The sequence below is a fragment of the Leptospira langatensis genome (assembly GCF_004770615.1).
Lineage (GTDB): Bacteria > Spirochaetota > Leptospiria > Leptospirales > Leptospiraceae > Leptospira_B > Leptospira_B langatensis.
This window is the reverse complement of sequence record NZ_RQER01000010.1, coordinates 1-25795: the sequence shown is the minus strand read 5'-3', so window position 1 is coordinate 25795 and position 25795 is coordinate 1. Positions and strand designations below refer to the sequence as shown.

General features: G+C 42.3%; 27 protein-coding genes. 6 read left to right on the top strand and 21 right to left on the bottom strand.

The window, feature by feature from the left end; all coding sequences use genetic code 11:
- Positions 1 to 59: 59 nt before the first annotated feature.
- The 3 genes from EHO57_RS14350 to EHO57_RS14340 form a co-directional block, all read right to left on the bottom strand.
- Positions 60 to 758, bottom strand: coding sequence for an HAD-IA family hydrolase (locus EHO57_RS14350; RefSeq protein ID WP_135646026.1), 699 nt, complete (start codon positions 756 to 758; stop codon positions 60 to 62).
- Between the two features lie 99 nt (positions 759 to 857).
- On the bottom strand, positions 858 to 1607 hold the full coding sequence (locus tag EHO57_RS14345; RefSeq protein WP_135646027.1) for a type 1 glutamine amidotransferase domain-containing protein: 750 nt from the start codon (positions 1605 to 1607) through the stop codon (positions 858 to 860).
- Positions 1607 to 2872 carry a serine hydrolase domain-containing protein gene (locus EHO57_RS14340; RefSeq protein WP_135646028.1) on the bottom strand — a complete coding sequence of 422 codons (1266 nt, stop codon included), beginning with the start codon at positions 2870 to 2872 and terminating at the stop codon, positions 1607 to 1609. Before EHO57_RS14340 ends, EHO57_RS14345 begins: the two co-directional genes overlap by 1 nt.
- Positions 2873 to 3143: 271 nt before the next feature.
- On the opposite strand from EHO57_RS14340, the gene EHO57_RS14335 reads away from it, so the two are divergent.
- On the top strand, positions 3144 to 3620 hold the full coding sequence (locus tag EHO57_RS14335; RefSeq protein ID WP_135646029.1) for an LIC_10730 family protein: 477 nt from the start codon (positions 3144 to 3146) through the stop codon (positions 3618 to 3620).
- 138 nt (positions 3621 to 3758) lie between these two features.
- Positions 3759 to 4091: a divalent-cation tolerance protein CutA gene (gene cutA, locus EHO57_RS14330; protein ID WP_135646030.1), complete on the top strand. Its 333-nt coding sequence runs from the start codon at positions 3759 to 3761 to the stop codon at positions 4089 to 4091.
- An 18-nt stretch (positions 4092 to 4109) separates the two neighbouring features.
- On the opposite strand, the gene EHO57_RS14325 is transcribed toward cutA, so the two are convergent.
- The 6 genes from EHO57_RS14325 to EHO57_RS14300 all read right to left on the bottom strand — a co-directional run bounded on the left by EHO57_RS14325 (position 4110) and on the right by EHO57_RS14300 (position 10559).
- Positions 4110 to 4718: a rhomboid family intramembrane serine protease gene (locus tag EHO57_RS14325; RefSeq protein WP_135646031.1), complete on the bottom strand. Its 609-nt coding sequence runs from the start codon at positions 4716 to 4718 to the stop codon at positions 4110 to 4112.
- A gap of 8 nt (positions 4719 to 4726) precedes the next feature.
- Entirely contained in the window at positions 4727 to 6706 is a 1980-nt protein-coding gene (uvrB, locus tag EHO57_RS14320) for an excinuclease ABC subunit UvrB (protein WP_135646032.1), read from the bottom strand.
- Between the two features lie 51 nt (positions 6707 to 6757).
- Positions 6758 to 7423, bottom strand: coding sequence for an ATP-binding protein (locus tag EHO57_RS14315; RefSeq protein WP_135646033.1), 666 nt, complete (start codon positions 7421 to 7423; stop codon positions 6758 to 6760).
- A 74-nt stretch (positions 7424 to 7497) separates the two neighbouring features.
- Positions 7498 to 7959 (bottom strand): tRNA (cytidine(34)-2'-O)-methyltransferase, encoded by a 462-nt coding sequence (locus tag EHO57_RS14310; protein ID WP_135646034.1) that lies wholly within the window; start codon positions 7957 to 7959, stop codon positions 7498 to 7500.
- Complete coding sequence (locus tag EHO57_RS14305; protein ID WP_135646035.1) at positions 7959 to 9107, bottom strand: S1 RNA-binding domain-containing protein; 1149 nt, start codon at positions 9105 to 9107, stop codon at positions 7959 to 7961. The genes EHO57_RS14310 and EHO57_RS14305 overlap by 1 nt, the downstream gene beginning before the upstream one ends.
- A gap of 69 nt (positions 9108 to 9176) precedes the next feature.
- On the bottom strand, positions 9177 to 10559 hold the full coding sequence (locus EHO57_RS14300; RefSeq protein ID WP_135646036.1) for an amidohydrolase family protein: 1383 nt from the start codon (positions 10557 to 10559) through the stop codon (positions 9177 to 9179).
- 27 nt (positions 10560 to 10586) lie between these two features.
- Between EHO57_RS14300 and EHO57_RS14295 the strand changes: the two genes are divergently transcribed.
- The gene (locus tag EHO57_RS14295) at positions 10587 to 11279 is read left to right on the top strand and encodes an ATP-binding protein (protein ID WP_135646037.1); all 693 of its coding nucleotides are present in this window, start codon (positions 10587 to 10589) and stop codon (positions 11277 to 11279) included.
- Entirely contained in the window at positions 11280 to 12050 is a 771-nt protein-coding gene (locus EHO57_RS14290; protein WP_135646038.1) for a glycosyltransferase family 2 protein, read from the top strand.
- A 143-nt stretch (positions 12051 to 12193) separates the two neighbouring features.
- Here EHO57_RS14290 and EHO57_RS14285 read toward each other — a convergent pair whose 3' ends face one another.
- Positions 12194 to 12586 (bottom strand): hypothetical protein, encoded by a 393-nt coding sequence (locus EHO57_RS14285; RefSeq protein WP_135585808.1) that lies wholly within the window; start codon positions 12584 to 12586, stop codon positions 12194 to 12196.
- Between the two features lie 67 nt (positions 12587 to 12653).
- On the opposite strand from EHO57_RS14285, the gene aroE reads away from it, so the two are divergent.
- Together aroE and EHO57_RS14275 are read left to right on the top strand one after the other, a co-directional pair.
- The gene (gene aroE, locus EHO57_RS14280; protein WP_135646039.1) at positions 12654 to 13520 is read left to right on the top strand and encodes a shikimate dehydrogenase; all 867 of its coding nucleotides are present in this window, start codon (positions 12654 to 12656) and stop codon (positions 13518 to 13520) included.
- Between the two features lie 64 nt (positions 13521 to 13584).
- Positions 13585 to 14871, top strand: coding sequence for a glutamate ligase domain-containing protein (locus EHO57_RS14275; protein WP_135646040.1), 1287 nt, complete (start codon positions 13585 to 13587; stop codon positions 14869 to 14871).
- A 776-nt stretch (positions 14872 to 15647) separates the two neighbouring features.
- On the opposite strand, the gene EHO57_RS14265 is transcribed toward EHO57_RS14275, so the two are convergent.
- The 11 genes from EHO57_RS14265 to EHO57_RS14215 all read right to left on the bottom strand — a co-directional run bounded on the left by EHO57_RS14265 (position 15648) and on the right by EHO57_RS14215 (position 25531).
- Complete coding sequence (locus EHO57_RS14265; RefSeq protein ID WP_135646042.1) at positions 15648 to 15998, bottom strand: DUF2200 domain-containing protein; 351 nt, start codon at positions 15996 to 15998, stop codon at positions 15648 to 15650.
- Between the two features lie 100 nt (positions 15999 to 16098).
- Entirely contained in the window at positions 16099 to 17037 is a 939-nt protein-coding gene (locus tag EHO57_RS14260) for an alpha/beta fold hydrolase (protein ID WP_135646043.1), read from the bottom strand.
- A 124-nt stretch (positions 17038 to 17161) separates the two neighbouring features.
- The gene (locus EHO57_RS14255; RefSeq protein ID WP_135646044.1) at positions 17162 to 17557 is read right to left on the bottom strand and encodes a hypothetical protein; all 396 of its coding nucleotides are present in this window, start codon (positions 17555 to 17557) and stop codon (positions 17162 to 17164) included.
- A gap of 1695 nt (positions 17558 to 19252) precedes the next feature.
- The gene (locus EHO57_RS14250) at positions 19253 to 19966 is read right to left on the bottom strand and encodes a hypothetical protein (RefSeq protein WP_135698424.1); all 714 of its coding nucleotides are present in this window, start codon (positions 19964 to 19966) and stop codon (positions 19253 to 19255) included.
- A gap of 93 nt (positions 19967 to 20059) precedes the next feature.
- Positions 20060 to 20401, bottom strand: a complete 342-nt coding sequence (locus tag EHO57_RS14245) for a type II toxin-antitoxin system PemK/MazF family toxin (protein ID WP_135646046.1) — start codon at positions 20399 to 20401, stop codon at positions 20060 to 20062.
- Entirely contained in the window at positions 20388 to 20636 is a 249-nt protein-coding gene (locus EHO57_RS14240) for a ChpI protein (protein WP_135646047.1), read from the bottom strand. The genes EHO57_RS14245 and EHO57_RS14240 overlap by 14 nt, the downstream gene beginning before the upstream one ends.
- A 347-nt stretch (positions 20637 to 20983) precedes the next feature.
- Entirely contained in the window at positions 20984 to 21631 is a 648-nt protein-coding gene (locus EHO57_RS14235) for a suppressor of fused domain protein (protein ID WP_210410043.1), read from the bottom strand.
- A 177-nt stretch (positions 21632 to 21808) separates the two neighbouring features.
- Complete coding sequence (locus tag EHO57_RS14230; protein WP_135646048.1) at positions 21809 to 22354, bottom strand: hypothetical protein; 546 nt, start codon at positions 22352 to 22354, stop codon at positions 21809 to 21811.
- 186 nt (positions 22355 to 22540) lie between these two features.
- Positions 22541 to 23494 (bottom strand): hypothetical protein, encoded by a 954-nt coding sequence (locus tag EHO57_RS14225; RefSeq protein WP_135646049.1) that lies wholly within the window; start codon positions 23492 to 23494, stop codon positions 22541 to 22543.
- 174 nt (positions 23495 to 23668) lie between these two features.
- Complete coding sequence (locus tag EHO57_RS14220) at positions 23669 to 24463, bottom strand: putative phage abortive infection protein (protein ID WP_135646050.1); 795 nt, start codon at positions 24461 to 24463, stop codon at positions 23669 to 23671.
- A 273-nt stretch (positions 24464 to 24736) separates the two neighbouring features.
- Positions 24737 to 25531 carry a DUF4156 domain-containing protein gene (locus EHO57_RS14215; RefSeq protein WP_135646051.1) on the bottom strand — a complete coding sequence of 265 codons (795 nt, stop codon included), beginning with the start codon at positions 25529 to 25531 and terminating at the stop codon, positions 24737 to 24739.
- Positions 25532 to 25795: the final 264 nt, after the last annotated feature.

Genomic DNA, 25795 nt, shown 5'->3' with positions numbered 1-25795 from the left:
GTCTTCGTTTAGACGGCAGATAGAGCCGAAAGATCTGAGAAGAAAAGAGAAAGGAGGAACTATTTGCTGAGTAAACTCACAAGCTCCCCAATGCTTTGGATATCTCCCTCCGGATGCTTATGAAAGGCGGTCCAGCCCCTGGAACGAGTAGGAGTAATGTCTAATTCTATCTTATCTCCGCAATAAATGATCCTTTCCGGAGAAAGGCCGACGATCTTCTCCGCTTCGCTAAAGATCAAGGGAGAAGGTTTTTCATAACCGAACTCTGCGGACACGATAACTGGATCGAAATGGTTTAAAACTCCAACGCTTGCCAATAATTCCTTTAGACGATGATCCCAATTAGAGATGATCCCAAACCCGAAATTATTCGCTTTCACAAACTTTAATAGATCGGTAAATCCGGGATCGATCTGCCAAACAGTTGGTTCATCAAATTTTTTGAATATGGATTGAAAGATCGGGTCGGGAGGCAGATCGGAACCGATCTCCTTTAAGAAGAAGCCGAGCAATTCTCTCCACCAACCTTCGCTTCCGTCGGTATGAGCGTAGAATTTATCCTGATAATCCGGTAAAGGATGCCTGGTCATATGGGCATACGCCTTGCGAAAGGCTCTTTCCATGACTCCCTTCGGATATTTGCTATCGTCTAAGCCGAATTCTTTGAGCACTTCAAAGTATACTTCCCCGGCAGGCTTCTTCATGGTGAGAAGAGTATCGCCCACATCTAGAAAAATATATCTTTCTTTCGAACTCATCGTTTCTTTGAACCGCATTCTAACGTTGAAAACGCTTACGTAATCGTTCTTGAGGACAGATTGTTTCTTCTTCCCTTTCGGAAAATCAAAATCTTGGATTCAACCGAAGAATAAAGGCAGCTCGCTTGCAAACTTATGAGCGTCCCCCGGCCAACGAGCGGATAAATAGTTTTTGTCTAAAACAGTAAAGCCCGGTTTAAAATTACTGGAAGTATCTCTGGACACAGGCATTGGCCCCTCTTGAAAATCGTCCGGAGAAGAAAGAAAGGAGATCACCTCGTCCTGCAAGGGAGTCGGATAAGTCCTATAATAGTCTCCCAACCAGGCTCTCGTCAAATTCCAGGCCAACAGTTCTTGGGAACGAAGTAGTCCCGTAGTCTTGTATCCGAATAAGGAAGATTTATTTGTCTTTGGATTCTTGGATCTAGCAGCAAGTAAAACCCCGTGACAGATAGCTGCGATCGGCTTTTTCTCTGCGAATGTTTTTCCCACTAAGTCCTGCAAGCTTTCGGACTCCAAGTAAACTCTCATCCCCTTAGCGTGTCCCCCAGGAAGAAGCAATACATCGAAGGAATCCGGTTTTACGGACTCGTACTTTTTAGGAGAAAGGAATTCATTCGACTTTTCTAATTCTCTATAGAACTCCACATCTTCTTTTCTTGCCTTTAATACAGGAGACAAAACGCCGAGCCCTTTTCCGGTCACCATTCTAAAATCGGCTTCTCCCGGATTTCCGGAAGGGGTCGCGAATACGATCTTGTATCCTTTCTGGCTTAGGGTTTTCCAAGGTACGGAGACCTCAGTGGGATCGAAATCGATCTGGGGAATTGGGATTAAGACAGTCTTCATTAAGGATGATTTTGCTTTATCCCTGGTTCGGCTGCAATTCTTGTTTCGTCCGCGCCTTCTTTTAGTTTCGGATCTAAGGAAGTCTTATGTGCGATCTTCAATTCCTTTAAGACTGCTTCTTCTCTCTCTAAAGAAGAAGCCTTGTCCTTAGAATGCAACGCAGCCTTTACCGATTCTAATACGGAAACGAGAACATTATCGGGGGCTTGGTCCCAGATAGCGCTGGTCATTACGATTACCATTCTACGATGAGGGATCACGTAGATGAATTGGCCGCCTTTTCCGTTCGCCATGAATGTAGGTTTTCCTTCGAATTCATGCAGCCAAAATTGCAGTCCATATTTCTTGTCCACTCCTGGCTCCAGGGTCCAAGCAATCCATTCCGGACGAAGCACTTGGCGACCTTTCCATTTTCCACCGTCCAAATAGAGCTGCCCTATCTTGAGCATATCGATTGCTCTCAACCGAAGCCCGAAACCGGCAGTCTGTCTACCGGAAGACGATGTATACCATTCTTCTCCCTTGATCCCTAACCAAGAGAAGGCGGTATTCTTGGAATATTCGTATAGGCTCTTGCCTGTCTTAGCTTCCAGATAACCGGCCACAAGCTGAGTGTCTCCATTAGAATATTCGAATTTAGTTCCGGGAGGAGAAGAAACCATCGGAGTCCATGCGATTGCCAAAGGATCCGCTTCTGTACGAATATCTTCTTTTTTAGAAAAGGAATCCCAGCCCATTCCGGAGCTCATATGCATTGCGTCTTTTAAACGAATGGATTCCTTTCCGCTCAACTCTGCCGGTAATAATCCGGGCAATCCTGTCTCTACCGAAGCAAGACTATCATCCAGATCCACACCGCAGGAATTCGTATAACAAATTCCTAATAATAAGGAAGTCACCGACTTGGTAACCGAATACATATTATGATTGTGTTGTCTCGAGATCCCGCCCGCGTATCTTTCCCAAACCAGGTTTCCTTCTTTGAGGATGAGAAGAGAGCGCACTTCGGTTTTGTCCTTACGGAGCTTTTTGGATAATTCTATTAGGGGTCTGGAATCCAAGCCTGCCTCTTCCGGATACAATACAGAGAAACCTTCTGCAGGACTGCGATCCAGGATACCCACTTGGTCCTGGTCCCATGCAAATCCGGAAGGGACTTTTACCCAGCCCCAAGCGAAGGTACTGCAGTTGGATATAAATAGGAAAACTAGGGCGAAAAGAAAGAAAGGACGACGTACAGATTTGCTGAAAAAGGATCTACTCACTCGAACCTCCTATTCATGTCTTCGGGTCTTAGCATATACTAGGATATGTGACTCGACCTTCAATACTAATGAGACCTGCGCTGGAAATTTTTTTCCTTCAAAATTAAGGTGAAAACACGCAAAAACCCTCATCCTTCTTTGTTAAGCGACGAATTAAGTTCGCCTAATCCGAACGGTATAGTTCTTAAAATCGGGCTTTTCTTTCCTTGCGAGAAAATCCAAGGGAAGTTTACTATTCCAAGATCCTTTGATATATATCGACTTCTTCCGTATGAAAAATAAATCGCTAGTCCTAGTAATTCTATTTCTATCGAACTGCTATTTCGCAGTAGATTGGAGCAAAGGAAGCACTCCCAAGGCGAGCGAAAGAGCGGTCCTCCAAGATGTTCCTGCCGTAGACGAAGCGAATTTGAGCAAGGCAGAACTCGCTCGCAAGGGAAAGAAGCCGAACTTCAAGACCAAGGAAGAGCAAGAACTCTTCCAGTTGATGACGGAACAAGGCAGGAGTCCGTACGACGCTCATAATTGCACGACCTTGTACAGCGATTGTAAGGACAAATGCTGGAAGGAATATCCGAGCCCTGTGGTGGAAACAGTAATCACTGCGATCACTACAAATCGGAAGAGAGAAAATTGCATCGCTCAATGTAGGAATGTCTGCGATAACTTCGATCCTTCTAGCTCCAGCGGCCCTATGCCGAACTCAGGAAAAGGGAATTATTCCAATCCGAACGCTCCAAGATATTAATAAAAGGCACTATACTCCGATCCTCCTCTTGGATCTCGGAACCTTCTTCTAGTCCCGGAAATTGTACCCGAAGAACGGGAAGAAAGACTGGACAAACAATAGTGATTTCATATCTTTCCTTTCTCTTGGAGGAATCGAATGGCGTCGTCGCAAGAAATTCTTATCTTTACTACTTTGGCGGACCGAGATCTGGCGGAAGAATATATAGCGGAAATGCTTCAGTTAGGGATCATCACCAGCGGTACTATTTTTCCGGAAGTCTCTCTTTTATACCAATGGGAAGGAAAACTTACCATCGATTCGGAGAATAAGATCCTACTGAAAGCAAAAGCGGATCAGTATGCCGCCATCGAAGAATTTATCATGAAAAAACATCCGTATTTAGCTCCGGAGATCATCCGAATGGATGTAAGCTTCGGATCGGATAAGTTCAAGGCATTCATCAAGGATAAGATCGCAAAAGGAGGTTGATCTCCTTTTGCAGAATTCTTATAAGAATATTCCAGTTATATAATGTAGAAAAGCGATTGCGGAACCGGGCTGCACTAGAATAGCCACAGCGAGTCCGGTCAAGGATCCGTAAAAATGGGCGTCGTGATTGATCCCATCCCTATTATTCTTAGAAGCATAATAAGAATATGCTAAGTACAATACCGCATACAAGGGTCCCGGAATTGGGATCGGAATGAAGAAGAAAAAGATCTTAGAATACGGATAGAATAGAACAGAAGCAAATACGATCCCGGAAGTCCCTCCGGAAGCACCTAGACTCCCATAATTCGGATCGTTCTTGTATTTATTGTATGTGATCAGATTGGCGATGATAATGCTCGCTAAATACAATCCCATGAAGCCCATGGGCCCCATCGCATGATCCACTGCTCCCCCGAAAAAGTAGAGAGTGATCATATTGAATAATAAGTGTTGCAGATCCGCGTGAACGAAACCGCTGGTCGCAAGAGTATAATAATTCCCTTCTCTTGAATCCCGAAACGGCCTTAGGATCAGCTTATCCAATAGATTTTGATCCGAATACAATGTATACAGGCTTAAGATCGTAGTAATGGCTATCGTAACTATTGTAATACTGAATCCCATGAATTCCTCTATGATTTGATGGAAAGCATCTTGTCTCGAAGCATAGCGGCCCGCTCGAAGTCGAGTTCCTTGGCGGCCTTTAACATTTCTTCTCGGATCCTTTCCTTCATCTCTTCCTTGGAAGAGAAGTTCTTTTCCCTGAATTTCTTATCTATCTCTTCGGAAGCTGCTTCTTCCGGAGTCAGATCTTTCTCTGTTCTTTCAATGATATCGCCGATCTGCTTCTTGATGGTCTGAGGAGAGATCTTGTACTTATGATTATGCTCTTCTTGGATCGCTCTTCTACGCTTGGTCTCGTCGATTGCCCTGATCATCGAATCAGTCATCTTGTCCGCGTACAGGACCGCTGTCCCACTTACGTTCCTCGCAGCCCGTCCGATGGTCTGTATTAAGGATTTATAATTTCTTAGAAATCCTTCTTTGTCGGCGTCCAAAATCGCCACCAAGGAGACTTCGGGAATGTCCAAACCTTCTCTCAATAAATTGATCCCTATGAGAACATCGTAGATCCCTTTTCTCAGATCTCGGATGATCTCCACTCTTTCCAAGGTGTCTACTTCGGAATGAAGATAGGAAACCTTTAATCCGAGTTCCTTGTAATAGTCTGTGAGATCTTCCGCCATCTTCTTGGTGAGAGTGGTAACAAGGACCCTCTCTTCTCTTTCGATCCGCTTGCGGATCTCTACAAGAAGGTCCTCCACCTGATTCTTGGTTGGACGGACTTCGACCATAGGATCCAAGAGACCCGTAGGGCGAATGATCTGCTCTACTCGTGTCCTACTCTTTTCCAACTCATACTCTGCGGGAGTCGCAGAAACATAGAGAGTCTTAGGAGTTAAAGATTCGAATTCCGTAAAGTTAAGAGGACGATTGTCCAAAGCGGAAGGAAGCCTAAACCCGAAATCCACCAAAGTTTGCTTGCGCGCCTTGTCTCCCGCAAACATTCCCCCAACCTGAGGAATGGTGACATGTGACTCGTCCACGATCAGAAGGAAATCTCCTCTAAAATAATCGATGAGGCAAGCAGGTCTTTCTCCTTCTTTTCTTCCGGTAAGATGGCGGGAATAATTCTCGATCCCGTTGCAATATCCCATTTCTTGGAGCATTTCCATATCGTAATTGGTACGAGATACGATACGTTGCGCCTCTAGGAATTTATTTTCTTTGGTGAACTTCGCTTCTTGTTCGACCATTTCTTCCTTGATCCTGCGGATCGCATCCTTGATCAAAGGAGCCGCCATGATGAAGTGCTTTGCAGGATAAATAAAACATTTCTCCTGCTTTGCCAAAACTTGCGCAGTCACAGGATGGATCCTAGAAATAGAATCTACCTCGTCCCCGAAAAACTCGATCCGGAATCCTTCGGTATGATACGCAGGATAGACTTCGATGCTATCTCCCCGTACCCTAAAATTTCCCCGAGAGAAATCCGTATCATTACGATTGTATTGTATATGAAGAAGCTTTCGGATCACCTGATCTCGATCGATCACGTCCCCTACTTTCAGAGCCACGACCGAGTTCACATATTCTTCGGGAGAACCCAAACCATAGATGCAAGAAACGGAACTTACTATGATCACATCGTCCCTTTCCAGAAGAGAAGAAGTCGCCCTCAGTCGGAGCTTGTCGATCTCCTCGTTCATGGACATGTCCTTTTCAATGAACGTATCGGAAGAAGGAACATAGGCCTCAGGCTGATAGTAATCGTAATAGGAAACGAAGTATTCGACCGCATTTTCTGGAAAGAATTCCTTGAATTCACGGAACAATTGTGCCGCCAAAGTCTTGTTATGTGAGAGCACCAAGGTAGGTAGACCCAGATGAGCGATCACCTGAGCCATGGTGTAGGTCTTTCCGGAACCAGTCACCCCGATCAGGGTCACCTTCTCTTCTCCCTGTTGAAAGGAGGTAGCGATCTTTTCGATGGCCTGGACCTGGTCGCCGGCGGCTTTATAGGGGGAATGTATTTTGAAAATTGCAGACATGGCTTTGGAAGAAAGACCCGGATCCCTGAAAGAATGCTAGAATAAATCCGACTATTTCGGAAGACGCTTCTCCGCCAGGAACAGAGCCTGGCGTTTGTCCTCAAGGATCTCCAGATCCAGTTTATCGAATAATTTTTGCATGACCATCATCCCTCTCATCAGGGTGGCTGTGGAAGAAAATTTTCCTCTCTCAATATCCTCTTCGATATTCAGTTCTCTTAGATTATTCACTAGTCGGATCTTAAAAACATTCTCTTTTTCTATGGAATAACTGACCTCTACAGTCCCTCCGTCTCCGTACTTGACTGCGTTCTCCACAGCCTCTATAGAACCGATGGTCAGGTCTACGATCAGATCCTCATCGATCCCATTTGCGCGAAGAAAGGATTCCATTCTGCTCCGGACATATTGCATCGGTTGGAACTCCACTCGGCCGAGGATCAGATACTCTTCCTTTTTGGAAGGTTTTCTATGTAGAGAAGATTCCGGAGAAAGCACGTATTCTCTTGGATCTAATTTTCCCTTGGCAGCTTCTTTTTTGGAAACCAGATCGTCTAGAACGTTTTGAACGGAGTCAGGAGGGAAGACAGGCTCTTCTCTAAACCGACGAAGAGTGTCCATGCGGATCCATGCGTGGAAATCCTGGGAATTTCCTGTTAAACCGTTTGCTAGGAGCTCCCTCACACGGGCCTCTATCTCTCCTAGGGAAAAGGACATTCCCATATTTTTCCATAGGACTTTTTTTTTCGAGGAGTGTAAATCCGATTTTTTTAAGAAGGAAAAGTTCCGTATCACCAGCGACGAATTTGACGCAACGCTTCATACGCGACCACGGCGACGGCATTACTCAAGTTCAAACATCTGCAATCTTCTTCCATTGGGATCCGAATGATCCCGGCCGGAATATTAGAACGAAAAATTTCCTCCGGCAAACCCGAGGTCTCATTCCCGAATAGAAAAACATCGTTCTCGGAATACTCCGGTTTTGTATAAGAAACGCTGCCCTTTGTGGAAACCAGATAGATCTTGGAATCGGAAGAAATACTTTTTGTAAAATTCTCCCAATCAGAATGTAAAGTTAGACTCAGCTTGTCCCAATAATCCAAGCCCGCCCTTCTCGCAGCTTTTTCTGTCAGTTCGAACGCAGGTTCCCCTACAATATGCAACTCCGCCCCCAAGGCGACGCAGAGTCGGGCAATATTTCCCGTGTTCGGGGGAATCTCCGGTCGGTACAATGCGATCCGGAGAGACACTATCCCTTCTTCTGACCCTTGTTTAAGGATTTAGCAAGAATAGCACCGAAAGATCCGGTAGAAGAAGTCTCCTCGGAAAGATATCCGCTATAATCCAATCTCTCTTGCACTTCTTTCGCCTTTGCGAGAGAAAGAGAGATCTGTCTTTTGGAAAGATTCACTTCCGTTACGAATGCGGAGACCTGGTCTCCCAATTTGAAATGCTGAGCCGCAGGAATTCGATTTTGCAGTCCGGTTTCCCGATTCGGAACTAAGCCTGAGAAATTCTCATTCAATTTTATGAATACACCGAAAGGCTTCACGCTTTCCACGGTTCCGGAAACCACATCCCCTTCCTTGAAAGGAACATTTTGGGCCCAAGGGTCCTTTAGAAAATCCTTAACTGTGAAACTATGCTTGTTCTCTTCCCAATCTAGCTTGAGGACCTTGGCTCGAAGCACCTGTCCTGGATGGAATTCTTGGGCTAGATCCGGATTCTTTTTGAAGGTCGCTTCCGAGGTAGGAACAAGAGCAGTCAACCCATCCGCTTCTACGATTAGACCGAAAGGATGCACGGATTTCACTCGGCAGGTCACGAACATCCCGGGCTTCAATTCTCCTTTTAGAACGGAGATCTTTGCCTCTCTTTCCTTGTCCGCGATCTTCTTCTGGGAAACGATGATCTTTCCTTTATTTCCCACTTCGGAGATGAGAAAGCGGACCCTTTTGCCTACTCCGTTCCCTTGTTTTTTCAACTCAGGATCCAATTGGGAGAAGGGACAAAAGCCTGTGGACTCGCCTAACTTGACTTCGACGCCAGCCTCGTTCTCTCCTAGGATATGACCTAGAACGGGGATCTCCGCAGTATGAGCCACAGAGATCATATCCTTGCTGATGGTATCCCCATTCAAGCAAGTGGTAAAGTATTGGTCTCCGGAAGATTCCTGTAAGAAGTAGGCCTCGATGATCATACCAGGTTTAGGCGCCTCCGTGAATTCATCCGCAGAAATGATCCCGGAAAGACCCGCATTCTGGACCTTTATAAAAACGTAATCCGATTTTGCGCTGGTTACCAATGCATTTACCTTAGCGCCGGGCTCCAAGGCCGCCTTCTTTCGAAAACTTTCGTCCAGTAATTTTTGGAATAATTCTTTTTGATTGTCTTGCATGGTCTTCAGCCTCTCTAGATTGGATGTTGAACGGCTACGAGCCGACCAAGAAACCCCGGAAGGAAAGGATCAACCTTTCTTTCTAGACTTGGATTTCTTCTTTTCGTTTTTCTTTTCAGGAGAAGAAGGAGCTACGATCTCCGTTTTCACCATCTCCGTTACCACAGTCTTTAGTGTTTTCAGTTTATCCCAATTTTTCAAAGGGTCTTCCCTAAAAATCAAAAGATCTGCCGGTTTTCCGACCCGGATCTTCCCCTCATGAGCCGCTCCCAAATAAGTACAAGTAGTCTCCGTAGCGGCTCGTAACGCTTCCTTAGGACCGATCAGGTCGGATAAGATCCTCAATTCCTTCCAGCCGGAAATCCCTGGAAAGAGCAGTTGGTGTCCCGAACCGGAGCCCAATAAGATGCGTAAGGACAGATTCTTTCTCGCCCTTAAGAAAGCAAGATAGGATTCATATTCCCGATCCGCTTCCTGTTTTTCCGATTCCGAAAGAGGAGCTAGGGTAGAAAGAGCTTCCTTGGACATGGCCCTTTCCTTGAAAGAAGGACTCCAGTTCGTCCACTTCTCCCATTCTTCCGAAAAGGAGGGAGTTCCTACCTCCTTCTGAGCATAGTAGATGGAAAAGAGAGGAGCCCAGATCTGTTTTATCAAATTCCCCGCCACAGGTTGGAGAGAAGGCATTTCGGGAATCGGATGATAGAGAACCTTTACTTCCGAAGACAAGGCCTCCCAATTCGCAAACTCTTCTCCGAAGGTAGAAACGGAAAGTTCGAGTCCCGCCTTCTCCGCTTCGGATCTCATTCTATACAAAAGTTTTCCGTCTATGGTGAATGCTTCTCCCTGATTGTGACGGAGAAATAAATGAGCTCTTCCTTTTCCTCTAGAAGAAACTGCCGCGATCGCTTCTTCCGGAGATTTCAAGATCTTATAACCGCTCGGTTTTACACCGGCGACTTCTTTCGAGTCTGCGATAAGAACGGGAGGAAGAGTTAGAATTTTAGGAAATACGAAATTCCTTTTTCGAGACTCGGAAAGTTCCCTAGCCCAAGGAGGATCCGCGATGCTCTGGATATGAGTGAAACCGTGGAGTAAGAATTGCTTCAGATCCAATTCCAGTTCATGCTTATCCTTTTGTCCTCCCAGAGAATTCGCGCCCAGAGTTACATGGGAATCACAGAAACCCGGTAAAATATACAGAGGTTCTTTTCCGGGAGAGGAAGGAGAGATCTTTTCGACCAAGCCGTCTCGGACCTGGATCTGGACCGGACCGGAATATTCCAGAGTTTCCGGTTGGATGAGATACGCACCGCTCCAAGACCAAGATTCCGCATTCAGGTTCCCCGAATAAAGAATGAGTCCCAGAAGAAAGGGAGAAAAGCGCCCAAAGAGGGATGGAATTTGCATGCGGACCTTTTTTAGTCCTATTAAAATGAGTCTCTTGACAAACAAATCGAGTTCCGAAAAGTTCAAGGTTAAATGGGTCAGGAAATCCGGGATATATCAGACAATATCCGGCTTACGGTAGAGAACGGAAAAATCCTTTCTCTAAAGACGCATAGGATCACCAGATCCGTAGAAGAACATATACAACAAGCCATAGAACTGATCTTGGATAAGGTCACTTACCCCACTCTCGTTCCGACCATTTACACTATCGTAAAAGAATTATCGATCAATGCCTGCAAGGCAAATCAAAAAAGGATCTACTTCGAGGAAAAAGGCTACGACCTAGAAAATTCCGCCGAGTACAAGAAAGGGATCGCGGAATATAGAGATCTTTTCTCGGAAGCGATGGCCGAAGAATACGGAAATAAATCCAAGAAGAAGGGATTCTTCTGTCTGATCACATTCGATTATTCTATGGATGGGATCCGGATCGAAGTCACAAACAATACTCCCGTCACTGTGGAAGAAGAAAAATCCCTAAGAGAAAAATTAGAAAAAGGAATGCAGTACGCGGATATCGCTCAGTTCTATATGGACAACGCAGACAACTCCGAAGGAGCGGGACTAGGGCTTGCACTCATATTGATCATGTTAAAAGGAGAAGGAATAGATCCTGCTCATTTCCGGATTATCATTCGCAAGGACTCCACCATTGCAAGGTTGGAAGTCCCTTTGACTCCTAAATTTAAGTCGGTACGAGACAAGGATTATTCCCCCGCATAGATGTCCTTACCAATCTCAGCCTGCATCATCACTTTAAACGAAGAAGATAATATAGAGAGATGCCTTTCTTCTCTGGATTTCGTAAGCGAGATCATAGTATTGGATTCGGGCTCTCATGATAATACCGAAAAACTGGCCAAGAAGAAGGGAGCGAAAGTAGTCCTACGAAAATTCGACGACTATGTTTCCCAGAAAAACCACGTTATCTCACTCGCGCAATTCCCTTGGATATTGACCCTGGATGCGGATGAAGAAATGTCTCCCGCATTGAAAGAAGAGATCCTTGCACTCTTCCGAAAAGGAGAGCCGGACGCGGACGGATTCCTGATCCCAAGACTTACCATGTACATGGGCAAATGGATCCGACATGGTGGCTGGTATCCGAATTATAGAATACGTCTTTTTCAAAAGTCTAAGGGAAAATTCGTAGGCGGAAAGGTGCACGAAGCAGTGCAATTATCCGGAAAGAAGAAGAAATTAAAAAGCCCAGTGCTCCATTATTCCTACAAGAACCTGTACGATCATGTGAATTTCATCAATAGATATTCGGAATTAGCCGCTGCCGAGAAGTTCGGCAAAGGGAAACGCACAGGGATCTTACTCGCATTACTCGAAGCGGGATACAAATCGTTTTGGATGTTCTTTGTGAGATTCGGATTCTTGGACGGACGCCGGGGACTGATCCTGGCCATCATGGGATTCTATTATAATTTCTTAAAATACATTAAGATCTTTGAAATGAGCCTGGCCGAAAAAGAAAAGCAGAAGTAAAAATAACGCAAGCCTGCGCTTCCATCCAAAAGAATTCGGATCTCATTTTAAGGATCCGTACAACGAGACCGCTTTTTACAGATAGATTAAGATGGATCTGATCGCCTTGCGTAAAGCCGATCTTTCGTGATCGGAAAGAAGGGTTAATCCCTTCTTTCTTTATTGTGGTTGATGCGATTCATGATATAGAGAACGGAATATCCTCCGATAATTACCGCGATCAAATTCACATTCGCAACTTGGTAAATCCCGATCTTAGGTGAGATCAGCCAATAAACGACTTCTCGGATCGGATCTTGGAAGAGAGAAAGAATGATAAGGGAGCCAAGCAAGGCCACCAAGAAGGCGACCCAATAACCGCCTAAGAGATCTTTTCTCTTATAATAATAAAAATACCAGGCCAACCCACCGCTAATCGATAAAACGAAGAGGATATCAGTGAACGTAGTCCACCACCCCGAAGAAGACGCTAAGACTAAAAAGGGTTGAGTGCCAATGAAAGGAAGAAAATCGTTGAGCGAGGCCAGGATTCCCATCTGCTTTACAGGTTTTCCGGGTTTTGGGATAAAGTCGAGAATTTTAGTAAAAAAGAAGCAGGACGATTTGAAAATCTTTCGAGACAGTTCAAAATACTTTGGGATCGTGGGACAACCGCTCTCACATACATTGTCCCCCATTCTACATACGTCCTGGTACGAAGATCTAAACTTAGATTGCGGATACTTGGTTTTTCCAGTCGACACATTGGAAAAAAAGGAACTTTCCACCTTAAGCAAATATGGAGTCAGAGGGCTCTCTGTCACCATTCCTCATAAAGAAACTGCATTTCAGATCGCAGATCAAACGGACGAGATCTCCCAAGCAGTCAAGGCCAGCAATACATTGGTCTTGGAAAACGGATCGATTAGCGCGTATAATACGGACGGAAAAGGCGCAGTCCGAGCCGTCTTAGAAGAATATCCCGAGTCCTTAAAAGGAAAAGTCCTTCTCTTAGGAAGCGGAGGAAGTGCTCGAGGGATTTCCTTCTCCTTATTGAAAGAAGGAGAAGTGAAGGATCTCACCGTTGCCGCAAGAAACTCCGGTGCTTCGAAAGAATTATTGGAATTATTGACCAAGGTTACTTCTTCCCAACTCAGGTCCAAAAGCTTAGAAGAAGTGCAGAAGGATTTTTCGGAGTATTCTCTCATCATCCACACTACCCCACTCGGAATGAAGGGAAAAGAACCGGGACCTGTTATTCCGGAAACCTGTTTTAGAGAGGGTCAGGTTGTATTCGATATAGTCTATAATCCTTTGGAGACTCCCTTGGTCTTAGGTGCTAAGAAGAAGGGAGCGAAAATCGTCCCAGGAACCGAGATGCTACTCTACCAGGCAGTGGAACAATTCAAGTTATTCACGGGAGTTTCCCTCAAGCCAGAGCTGATCCAAAAGGGAAGAGAGAGACTCCTGAAGAGCCTGGGATACGCCTGAACGACCTGGTTTCCAGATTTTTAATAAAGAAAAACAAAATATACTACCAAGACGGAAGACTCACTTGCAATTTCCTGATTTCTTAGAATTCGGCTCCAGTCTGACCAATTTGGAGAAGACCCGAAATTTCAACGTATTCGGGAATTATAGCCTTGAGCCGTTCCGAGAGCTCTTGGACTCTCATGATTGGAGAGAACGGAAGAAACCCAGACTCCGAATCTCTGTCGTAGGCACGAACGGGAAGGGATCGATCTCCCATTTTCTAGCATATCGATTCAGTAAATTAGGATATTCTACAGGACTATATACTTCTCCCCATCTCTTGGATCCGAAAGAAAGGATCCGCCTCGGACAAAAATTCGATCCGGTAACCGACGCCGATCTGAAAGAAGTCTCCGAAATCTTATTCTCCCAAAGTACGAAAGAAGAACTCTCCTTTCTTTCTTGGTTTGAATGGTTTACCCTAGGCGCATTCGTGCTCTTTGAACAAAAAGACATCTCCGTCCAGGTCTACGAAGCGGGTCTAGGAGGAAGGTTAGACGCCACCAAACTCTGTGAACCGGATATCCTGGTCGTTTGCGCCATAGGAGAAGATCACAAGGCAGTCTTAGGCAACACAAAGGATCTGATCCTAAAAGAAAAACTAGGCATCTTATCTGAAAGGACCAAGCAAGTATTCTCCTTTCATCCGGGAGAGGACCTACTTCCTATCCTACAAGGAGAATGCGAAAGAAGAAAGATCCCTTTGCGTCTATTCCCTTCTCTTCCGTCCGGAAAACCATATTTAGAGCACAATAGGGGATTTGCGGATCTTATCGTAAAAGAGATCTATTCAGGAATATTAGAAAAAGATCATTCAATTTCCAGATCCCTGGGCTTTTCACAATCGGATAGACCTACCTTTCCTGCGGGTCTCACAGGCCGAGGTCCCGACAATGGAGAGATAGCGGATCTACCGCAGGAGAGAACCGAGATCCCGGATCTGCCTCCGGGACGTCTAGAGATCGTATCCAAGTCCCCAATGATCGTTTACGATCCTGCTCATAATCCGGATGCGATCAAAGTCACCTTGAACTCGCTCGAATCCCTCTTCCCGCAAAAAGGATATTCTATCATCGCAGGATTCCTCCCCGACAAAGAAGGGGAAAAAATGGCCGAAGAAATTCTTTCTTTCGTAAAGAGATGGGGAACGGAGGCTCGATTTGTACAAGGAACAGGCTTCTTACTTCCGAAAGGATTTGAATCCTATGGAATCCAATCGGAAGAGATCTCAACCTTGGTAAAAACTCTTCCAGGCGACGGAGTACTTGTATTAGGAAGTTTTAGACTCTACACTCTTATCAAATCATAAATAAGGGCTTCCCCACTCAAAACCGATCTAAACGGGAGGATCTCCCCTGCTCCTTATAAATTATCGGATCCTCGATTCGACAAACTTGCAATTATTAAAAATAAATTGACTAATTTTTAACACGTTATTCACTTTGCCTCACAAAATTCAGGAAATATTATTATTTCTTAATTGGAGAATATTATGAGAAATATAACGTTATTTCTGCTTCTATCTGTCGGCATGTTATTTGTCACAGGATGCAAGGAGCAAAAAGAGACATCGGAAGAAACGCAGACTTTATTGAACGGAAATTGGGTAGCAGTTTACAATTGTGTGCAAGATCCCACTCCGAACCCCACCGCTTGGCTGATCATACAAAATAATAATATCATTTCGTGTATGAATAACACAAACGTAAAAGGGACTATTATAAGTTCGAAAATACAAGGCGATTACCGTTTCTCTTGGTCGAGTGGAGCACCATCGAATGCCCAGTATCCTGTAGGAGGACCATTGCAACTCTTAGGAGTAACGACCCAAGCAAATACAATCTGCTACACCCGCGCAAGAAGCGCTTCCGATGCTCCAGCCTCATATTGTAATAAATTATAATTTCCGATAATCGTGGAGGACAAATATTCGAGAGACTCGATCTCTCGGATATTCCTATCTACTTCTCTATTTGTGTTTCTTCTAAGATTTATAATCTTTAGGAATACCAAATTCTTAAGCTGTTTTTATGCGTGAAGCGCTTGTTCTCTAGCTTACGCCCTTCTCATACTTTAAGAACTCTTTCATTTGCGAAGGATCTTATCCATCGACTTTCCTTTGGCAAGTTCATCGATTAATTTGTCAAGGTAACGGATCTTCTGCATGAGTTCGTCTTTGATTTCCTCTACCCGCACTCCGCATACCACACCCTTAATCAAAGAAACATTTTCATTCATTTGTGGAGCTTGGCCAAAGAAATCTTCAAAATTTACTTTCTTCTGGATTTGTTTAAGAAGTCCTTTCTCATCATAGCCAGTTAGCCAGAAAATAATCTGATCTACTTCTGACTTGCTCCGTCCCTTCCTTTCTGCTTTTTGCAAATAGAGTGGGTAAACACTAGCGAATGACATTGCAAAGATTTTTTGATTTTCCATAGGGAGTTCTCTATTATTGGAGTTTTAATATAAAAGAAGCACGTATCCAAGTTCATAGACAATAATACCGACATTGTCTATTCGTTTAAGCTTCGCTCTTTCAAAGTAATGAAATGCAAAAGTCGTTAAACTTTTTCGGCTCCTCGAAATTTGGAAGATGACCTGAATTCTCAAACCAAACGATCTTTTTCTGAGGGGCTTCCAGTACTTTTATATATTCTTCGACTAGCTCGAACGGGACCGTATAGTCGTATTTCCCTTCGCAAAAGAATACTGGCATATCAAGTCTTCTGACTTCTTGCATTATATTGATATTCATTTGCTCGTTCTCTAAACTTTGCAATGAAAACACGATGCCTTTCACAAATTTAATGAGATATGAAATACTAACATCGGATAAGCTCATATTCGAGAAGATCGTTTTATAGATATTCCCCTTTTGCATCGTTCCTTTGAAGACGGATAACCATTTTCTTTGAACTCCGGAGGAATTCAAATCCGGATAGGGAGGTAAACCGATTCGCTTCAATTCACGGATCGCTTTATTATTTTTAGATGCAATAGCTTGTCGGAGAGTGTAATTATAGGATATTGTCTCTCCTCTTTTCATATCCACCACTTGGCCGATCCCAATATACGTAAATATTAGATCGGGCCTTGTCGCGGCCAGCTTTATCCCGAGAATGCTCCCCCAGGAATGTCCTACCAAAAAGATCTTTTCTTTCTCGAATCTCTTGATTAAGTATTCCATCAACTCTTGCGCATCATGCAAGAAAGTATCGATCGTCATGTCCGATCGTTTTATGCTCTTATTATATGATTTACCCGCCCCTCTTTGATCCCAATTGACTACGATAAAATGATCTTCTAACTCGATCTGGGGCTTCCGAGAAAAGAAGATTTGAGCGGTGCCTGGACCACCGTGCAGGAATAGTAAAATGGGACCGTCCGGCTTCTTGGAGCGAATCGCAATCCATTGCTTACAACCTCCAATTCGGATTTTTTCAAGAGAGTCGATACGAGAAGTCTGCAAGTTCATAGATCATCGGTCCAAATGCCTTTAAAAGAAGGACCAAGATTGGTAGAAGTTTCGCTGAGGCGCAAGTATTTTGCGCCTGGCTTCCGCACTAAGGAAGGTTACAAAATGAAATAGGAAGAAAATATCAGGCTTTATTTTCGGATCTAAGTAAACGTATCGTTCTCAATAAACCGGCAACCACAAGAACACCTAAAACGGGAGCAGCCAAAATCGCAGCCCAATATCCGAACTGCTCATATATAAATGCCACCAGGGCCCAAGTCCTGACAGTTGCCGCTTCTCCCGACTCCAAACTATTTAGATCTAAGATAACGATAATCGAAAGCGAAGGAAAGACAATTAAGCTTATATAAAGTATCTTTTTATAGTACGTAACTTTCTCATCGACGCTTGCATCCAAAGGAGGAGCGTATGCTTGGTCTTCTTCTCGAATATCTTTGAGATTCTTAAACATTCTATAAGAAAAAAAAGCGGCCAGCAAACCAAGAGCAATGGAAAGTATCAGCCCCGTTTCATCCACCTCCTCCCATAAAGGTACGCTTAAACAAAATAATGCCATTCCAACACTTAAAATGGCTTTAAAACGAGTGTAATCTTTTAGTTTTATTCTCTCTTTTTCCTTTCAGATTTCCTAGCACTACGCACCAATCTCCTTCCGATAACAATCGAATGATCATTATACGAAAGGCCCGAACATATCAAGTAGACAAAGATCGGAAATAAAATTTCTGCCATTCTCGAATGAGGACCAAAATGGATAGCAAATAAGCAACATAACCGATCATTAAGACAACATTATAAAGCAAAGAAGGAGGATTAGAAGATTGCGACTTAATTTGCACCTTGCCTAGCTCAATCAAAATACTCAAAAAGAGTACAATCATCAGAATCAGAACGTTCGATCTATTGAAGAAAAGGATCCTTAATTTAGAAGAAAGCGAACCCAAAGCTCTCGACCCAACTACAATAACAAACCCCGAAAGGAAGGAAAATTCTGCAACTTGTCGAACTACTATAAAAATTGGATTTCTAGAAATAGAATTTACCCCGCCGATATTTTTTGCGTGCTCCACTCCGCCGAAAGCACCTGAATTAAATAAATAGAATATTGGAAGAAGGATCAACACGCAGATAAACTGAAATTTTAAGGTGAGCCAAACGAAGTTAGATAAAGATATATCAGTTCCGTACTGCCGAATCGAGGTTAGATCATACAAGATCCGATAGAAGAGGAAAATGATATAAATGGACACTAGTATGAAAATTGCCAGAACACTCCTATAAAACCAAATATTCAGCCCGAGTTTTTCCGTTATGGACATAAGCGTGGCCAAAGGCAAAAGAGCTATCAGCGAAATACATAACTTCCATACAGATCGATTCCTTTTGATCTGACCGAGCAAATCAATAATTAATTTCATATAATTTCCTTTGTGCATTATAGATCATTTCTTCGAGATACGCCACAGCTTCCTGTTCGGAATTGATAGGGAAGCTCCGTTTATCTACGGATCTCTGAATTTTTCTATAAGATTTTGTTTAAGAGTAATATATTTAGTTCGCAAAACTAACAGACAGTCATGCGAGGGGCGACGTCATGAACTTGTGTATGCATGTGTGGAGACAGTTTGCGCAGTTACGTACGTCAATAGAAACCATCGCAGTGCCAGCCGACACGCGGCGAATAAGTACAATGATTTACACCTGGACCAGTGTATCTGAACATTAACTCATAGCTTGTCAAATTGTTCTGAGCTTCATAACTACCGCACTTGACGTCGCTTGAGGCAGCGTTAACGATCTCGGGTGTTGCTGGCAAGAGTGATAGAGAGATTGGGTATTTACCCGTACTCTTACGATAGTTTTCCAAGGCTGCAATAATAGGTGTGCACGCAGCATATCCCCTTTCGGCCTTCGCCCCCTTACCAGGAGGCTCAGCAAACCACGGCAGGAAGCAGGCTTCCAAGAAAATCATTGTGCAAATCGTAAGGAGTAATATCTGTTTTCTATGAATTAGATTCAAGTTCTACCCACCTATCGATCAGATTCGCTCAACGTAGAATTTATTTCCATTATGTATAGAATGTTTTTTATTTGGCTATAATTCTATTACAATTGTAACTAATAGTAGAGGCGCGCCGACGTTTCGTGAAAGCGGGAGTTTGTTCTGCAAACGAACGGAAGCTGATAGTTAGGCGCTGTCGAATAGAGCCAGTTATTTTTTAAAAACTACTTCAGAATCCTGTAGCAATTCCTGCATGAATCGCTTAATCAGTACAGCATGGACTTTATTAAACTTAGTCAAATTATAATATAGACCCGACCATACAGATTCTTCGCCTACATACTTCTTGGCTAAGAGAACGGCGCCCCTATCATTTCGAATATTGATTTCAATATCTAATTCGCATGAAGTAATCATTGCAGGAGCACCAAAATACCAGAGTAAAGGACCAAATACGCTTAGGCCATAGAAATAAAGCACTCGATTGCAAGAATATTTATTCAAATAACCATCGATCACATAATCCGAATGCACAGCACCTGCTTCTGATATATGGATTTTATCGAAGGTATATTTGTTTTCAAATTCTCTTTTCAAAATATCAGCGAAATGATATTTGATAGGCGTCCCAAAGGAAGCTCTATCAGATTCTGGAAAATCTAATTTTACCACACCGGATGGGAAAAGTGGAATTAAAGCAAACAGAGACCGATCAATGTTTTCTCCTGACCTTACATCATTTAGAAAACTAATATTCAAACTTTTTCGAGTTAATTCAATTTTTCTATCTGTTTTATCAATTTCATAAAGATTTCGTGGAATACTTATGCAATAGTTCAAAACCAAAATTATTATTAATAGAGTTTTCTTCATTCTTTCTCTAACTTTTACTTCGATGGTACCTAACGACCAAGGACGTTCCAATGTTCGCGACAGCACGAGTTTGCACAAGCAAACGCAGTAGCAGAAGCGAATGTGGCGAAGCCTGGAGCACGCTGGAGTTATACGCAGTGCTGGTTAATTAAGACCTATAACTAATTTTAGTCCTTCTTCAACATCAGCCATCCTGCTTGATTTCAATATACCAACTTTATCAAGAAATCTCTCTCTATCTAAAGTTACTATTTGAGATACGTTTACGACTGCTTCTTTTGAAAGATTAGAATCTTTTTTGGATAGAAGTACATTACCAGGAGCGTCAGCTAAATTCAAATTTGATGTAATTGATACAACAATTACCGTATTAATATTACTCTTATTAAAAGAATCATCTTGTATAATTAAGACAGGACGTTTAAAACCTGGCTCACTACCAAATGGGATTCCTAAATCCACCCACCAGATCTCACCACGAATCATTCTTTAAACTCTTACGAAGAGATTCAACGGATAGATCAGAAATATTTTCTTTTAAACTACCCTTCTCTTTGGGATAGATTTTATTCAATCTTTCTGTGACTGATTCTTTACTATGTAATTGAATAAATTCTTCTAATGCCTTGGCAAAAAGCTGACTTCTAGGGATCCCTAATCTTTTTGCAGTTTTCTCTGCAGTTTTAAATAAATCATCCGGAATTGAAACAGCAGTTTTCATACAATTGGTATAACCCAAGTTATACCAGAGTCAATTTAAAATTTTGCCAATTTTTAAAGAAATTAGCCTCTTTTAAAACGAAAGATTATAGGGCATGCGACTAAGGACCAAAGCGCAATGCCAAGCTGAAAGTTAAACGTCGTTCGCTATTTTTCTAATTTCAGTTTCCAAATATTTCTTCGGGAAATCAACAGCAACCAATGTTGAATAATCTTCTTCGTTTGGATAATCTTTCGACAGTCTAATTAAATCATCCGCATAAATATAATGGAGGTATATTTTTTCATAAGCCAGATTTCCCAAATAGCGCTTAACGTGTGAAGTTGCCAGAAGTTGCGCCGCTAGAGTTAGCGCACTGGCCTCCGGTCCAGGTCAGAGAAAGGATAGTGGCCCTCTTTCTTAAGAAGATTCACCAACTCGGGTGTCCCATTGGCGCGGGCGAAATCCATTTCAGACCTGAAGACTTCTAATAGCAGCAGCAGTCCGTGCGGTTTGCCATCGATAGAGAATCGCGTGTTCTGGGCATCCCACTCATGAAGGACTAAGCATTTGTTGGGCTCATTTTCTCCTCCTGGGATTTCTATCGTATCATTGGGTTTCAGCACAGCCCCCGTGCAATAGTTGCCGATCCGAGTGAAAATTCCGCACAGGCGGCGTTCTGTTAGATTGAAGGGGCTAGTTTCATCTTCATCAATCTTGTGACGTGTGAAGGCGAGCAATTCATAAGTTCCGAAGTCATTGGGAAGCGGTCCAGTTCCATCAGGTCCAATCAATTCGAAGGTGACCAAAGCGGTGCCCTCTAATGCGTTAGGGAAAGGATACATATCCACCGCTCCTCCCACATCAAAAGGAATGATAGCATGAATTACCATGTTGTGCATGGGTCCTAGAATTCCGGCAATCGCCTTGACTTTTTTTTCGTAATGAATTGAATATTCCTCATCACTAGGTACACGGGACTTTGGTTTGAATAGGTTCTTTAGTTTATCAAACAATGGCTTTTCTCCAGCGGCGTAATATCGCCTAACGACCAAGGTGCTCCGACGTTTTGCGAGTTCGCAAGCACTTAGCGCGAGACTTGCTACTGCAAGGCGAGTGACAAGGCAAAATGTGGCGAAGTGAGCCCGAAATGTAGCGGAAGCACTGAAAGCTAAGTGACGTCGTCTGCACTTTTACATTAAAATTTCACCACTAAGAGTAAACTGATATAGCCGATTATCCCAACTCTTCGCATATATTATATTATTTTCTATTTTGAATGTATCGATCCCGTCAGAAGTCGTAAATATATCACTACCAGAATGCTGCCAAATAATTTTCCCCGTTGTATTGATTCGCGTTATTTCTAGTTCTCCGTGAACTATAAATCCGTCTGCTATTTTATAAATACCAAAGCAACTAAACGTATCAACTTGAGACTGCCATCGTAACTCAAGATTCGGAATCGCTAAAGAAAAAATAGAATTTCCTACGCACAAGAATAAGAAATCATCTTCTAGCAAGTAACAATTATCATGTAATCCGGAGATTCCTCCACTATTCGATAAAAGTATACTATCGTTAGAAGTAAAAATCCCGAATTGCGTCGATACGTTATTGGTCATTCCATAGATTCGATCATATGAATACAAATTATCAACAGAACTGATTTGAAAGTTAGGATCGTTTATTATTTTCAGAGCGCCGTGTTTAGTATGTAATTCAAGCTTTTCAATCATAGTTACTTTGGGCGATGTTCGCCTAACGACCAAGGCTTATCGACGTTGGCGAATTCCTGAGCCTCGCAGAGGCGTTAGGAACAGGCACGATCTTTTGCTTTTGCAAAAGGCGTGACTGAAGCCAATGTGGTGAAGCCCAAGCGAGAGTTGCGCATACAATCTCGAAGCGCAGTGATAAGCCGATAGTTATGCAACGTGATCATTTTCGATCTGACAGTCAATATATTCGAAATCAAAATTAATACTAGATTTAATAAATTGAATCAAACTAATCTCCTCGGATTCCACAGGGTAAGGACCGACAATTCTTAATTTCAACTTTTTACTACCTGAATATCGACTTGCATACACTAATAGTTGACCAAGCCCGTTCTTGATACATGAAGAAGCCTTTGCGAATGGTTTGACTTCGTAATAGTAAATTTCATTATCAAGTTCCAAAGTAATGTCTACAAAATCTATTTCAAAATTCACTTTTTCAGAACCATATATTTTCTTTAGCTTTTGTCCAAAGATAGATTGTATTTTATTATGAATCGGATTTGTGATATAGTCGTCTCCGCCCTTTCGGCTTTGCGGATTAGTATTTACTTCTGAAGATGCAATACGTCTATTAAATCTTAATCTGGCGGCATTTTTTCTTATTTCTGGATTTGCGAAATTTACATTCTGTCCAAAGATTGAATTTATTGTTTCAAGATCTTCAATTAAATGAATTGTTTGTGCATATCCTCCAATAGATAATTCTCGAAAATCTGTATCAAAATATTCAACATGCAAGCAGTGCCCTAATTCATTTGAGTCATGAAAATATATTCTTCCATCTCGTTCTACAACTACCGCATATCCCTGAATTCCTAGATAAGAAACGCCATTTTTAGGGTTTCCCGATGATTTGATTGCGACTACGTCCCCTAATTTGATTTGTAAGAATTTTTTCAGGGCATTACAGGAAGACTTAGGCTCTCCTCGTTCACTCAAATAATTAATTATTTCTTCTTCGGTTGCAAGATACAAATGGCTTAGATCTATTTCATCCGCAAATCCAACTGAAATGACTGACCGTCTATAGAGTTCTGGGAAAATATCAACATTGTTATGTTCTCCGTACTTTGAACCTACTAAATAGTAATTTGTCATAAGATATTTATTTTGATCGTGTCGCCTAACGACTAAGGTGTTCCGACGTTTGCGATGGCACGAGTTTGCTCTGCAAACGAAGTGACTGAAGCAAATGTGGCGAAGCCCGAGCGAGAGTCGCGAAGCAATCTCGAAGCGTAGCGGAAGCACCGAAAGTTATGCGCCGTGGTAAATTTACTCATGCCATTTTTCAAGATGCCTTCCATTTTCTTTAACAAGAAACTTAGCCAAAGAACTATTAGATCTAATAAACAAATCCGTTTTCATTGCGACCTCTATGAACAAAAGCTCATGCACCGGAAGGAGGCTTCTGAGAGTCTTAATATAAAATTCTTTTTCTTCGTCTTGAAGATTACTACCCTCTACATAATCTATGATATTCATTATGTGAGAAATATAATTCTGAAATGTATGATAAAAATCCGTTTCTTTCATATATTTCGCAATAGTAGGAACATCCAAATTTCTCGAGCGATAATAATTAATCATTGAAATAGAAGAACTTTTGAAGCGCTCGGGACCGCTAGATTGCCCCTTAGAATAACTATTTCTTAAATCACTGATCACATTAATTAAATTGAAAAAAGTACTTTCGAATCTATTTCTAACAGTATTTGTATTTTGCTCTGCCAATTCTTTTTGCTGAGCAAAGAGAGCTTTTTGATTTTGCTGCAATTCGTATTGTTGAATTAATATGTCCTGCCTTTGGCCAATAAAAGACAGATAGATTAACAATAATCCTGCTATATTAAGCAAAACAGCAATCGTTCCCGATAAATAATCCCCTAATTTAGAAAGAATATCATAATTTGGGAAGTTACAAGCAAAGCATAACTCAAATTCATCATTCCTAAAGATTGGAATTAAGAAAATCGAAGCCAACAATACTATAAAGAGTATTGTCCGTTTTGTTGTCCTAATTTGCCTTTCATACTGAGCCGTTAATATTTGATATTTTTCTTCATTCATATTCGTTCTAAAATAAGTTACATTTCATTTACCTTACAGTCTTTACCATGGCGCATAACGACCAAGGTGCTCCAACTTTCGCAACGGCACGAACTTGCGCAAGCAAGTGTAGTGACGGAAGCGAATGTGGCGTAGCCCAAGCGAGCGGGTCACGAAGTGAGCCCCGAGCGTCGCGGAAGCACCGACAGTTAACCGATGTTAGCACATGTATCAGATTCAATAAAAGTTTCTCAATTAAATTTATTGAGAGTCAGTATTTCAGAATGACCTTGGCTATTTACCATACTCGGTTTCAACTTTTCTGCGATCTAATTTGGTGAAATTGCAGGCACATTTAATACCAAATTCTACTGCAATCTTGTTTTTTAACCAAGCAGCGTCTGCACATTGTTCGGAAGAATCATAAGCTGACGGCTTAAATTTGCTATATAGCATTTGCTTAGATGTTGAAGGAGGGAGATTAGAATAGCCGGATAGAATGCACGTTAACCAGTTTTTAGGTTTTGAATATAGTTCTACTAACTGTCTTTCCTCATCAATGTCTCGCTGTTTCTGCTCATCATTCTTGCGCCTTTCTTCTTCTATATCAAGACCTGCTTGAAGAGTTCTCAATGTCTCTAATGAATCGCATTTGTAAGAAATACCAGTTACAGTGCCGGAATATGTTAAATCATCATTACTTCCGGAAGTCCCAGATTTATCGATAAAGACTAAATTAGCTCCGCTTTCAGAAGCTTGGTTCAAAATATCATTCTGTGCTTTCTTCTCTTCATCTGCGAGTATACGTTCTCGCTCTATTTGGTTCTCTTCGCTCCATTTAATATGGCGCCAATTTGATTTGATACTACCGAGAAATTTGCAATTATAGAGCTGTGAGTTAGCATCTCCAGAATTTGTCTTTATATACTTAAGAAGCTGACTTCTGATAGGCATTACATATATATTTTTAGCTTCCTGTTTTAATTCGTAACTTTTGCAGGCGGCAAATAGAAATAAGCCAGATAGTAATAAAAACTTTCTGAATTTGATCCGATTTGCACTTTTCCAATTATAAGATCTTATTTGCACCCTTAGCTCCTTACTTACCCAGTCTGTTTAATATATTTTTTATACGAAACATATTCCATGTGCTTCTTTCGCCTAATTCACTCTACCCGTTATTTCGCAAAATCAACCTAAAAATACACGTCATACTGCATTTCACACTACCAACCAGAACTTTTCACATCCAGAAAGATCATTCACATAAAAACAGCGCACTTGTTCTCCCAAACTTTCAGCTATCGGAAAAATGCAAACTGCGCACACCAGCCAGAACCCTCCCTACAGCCC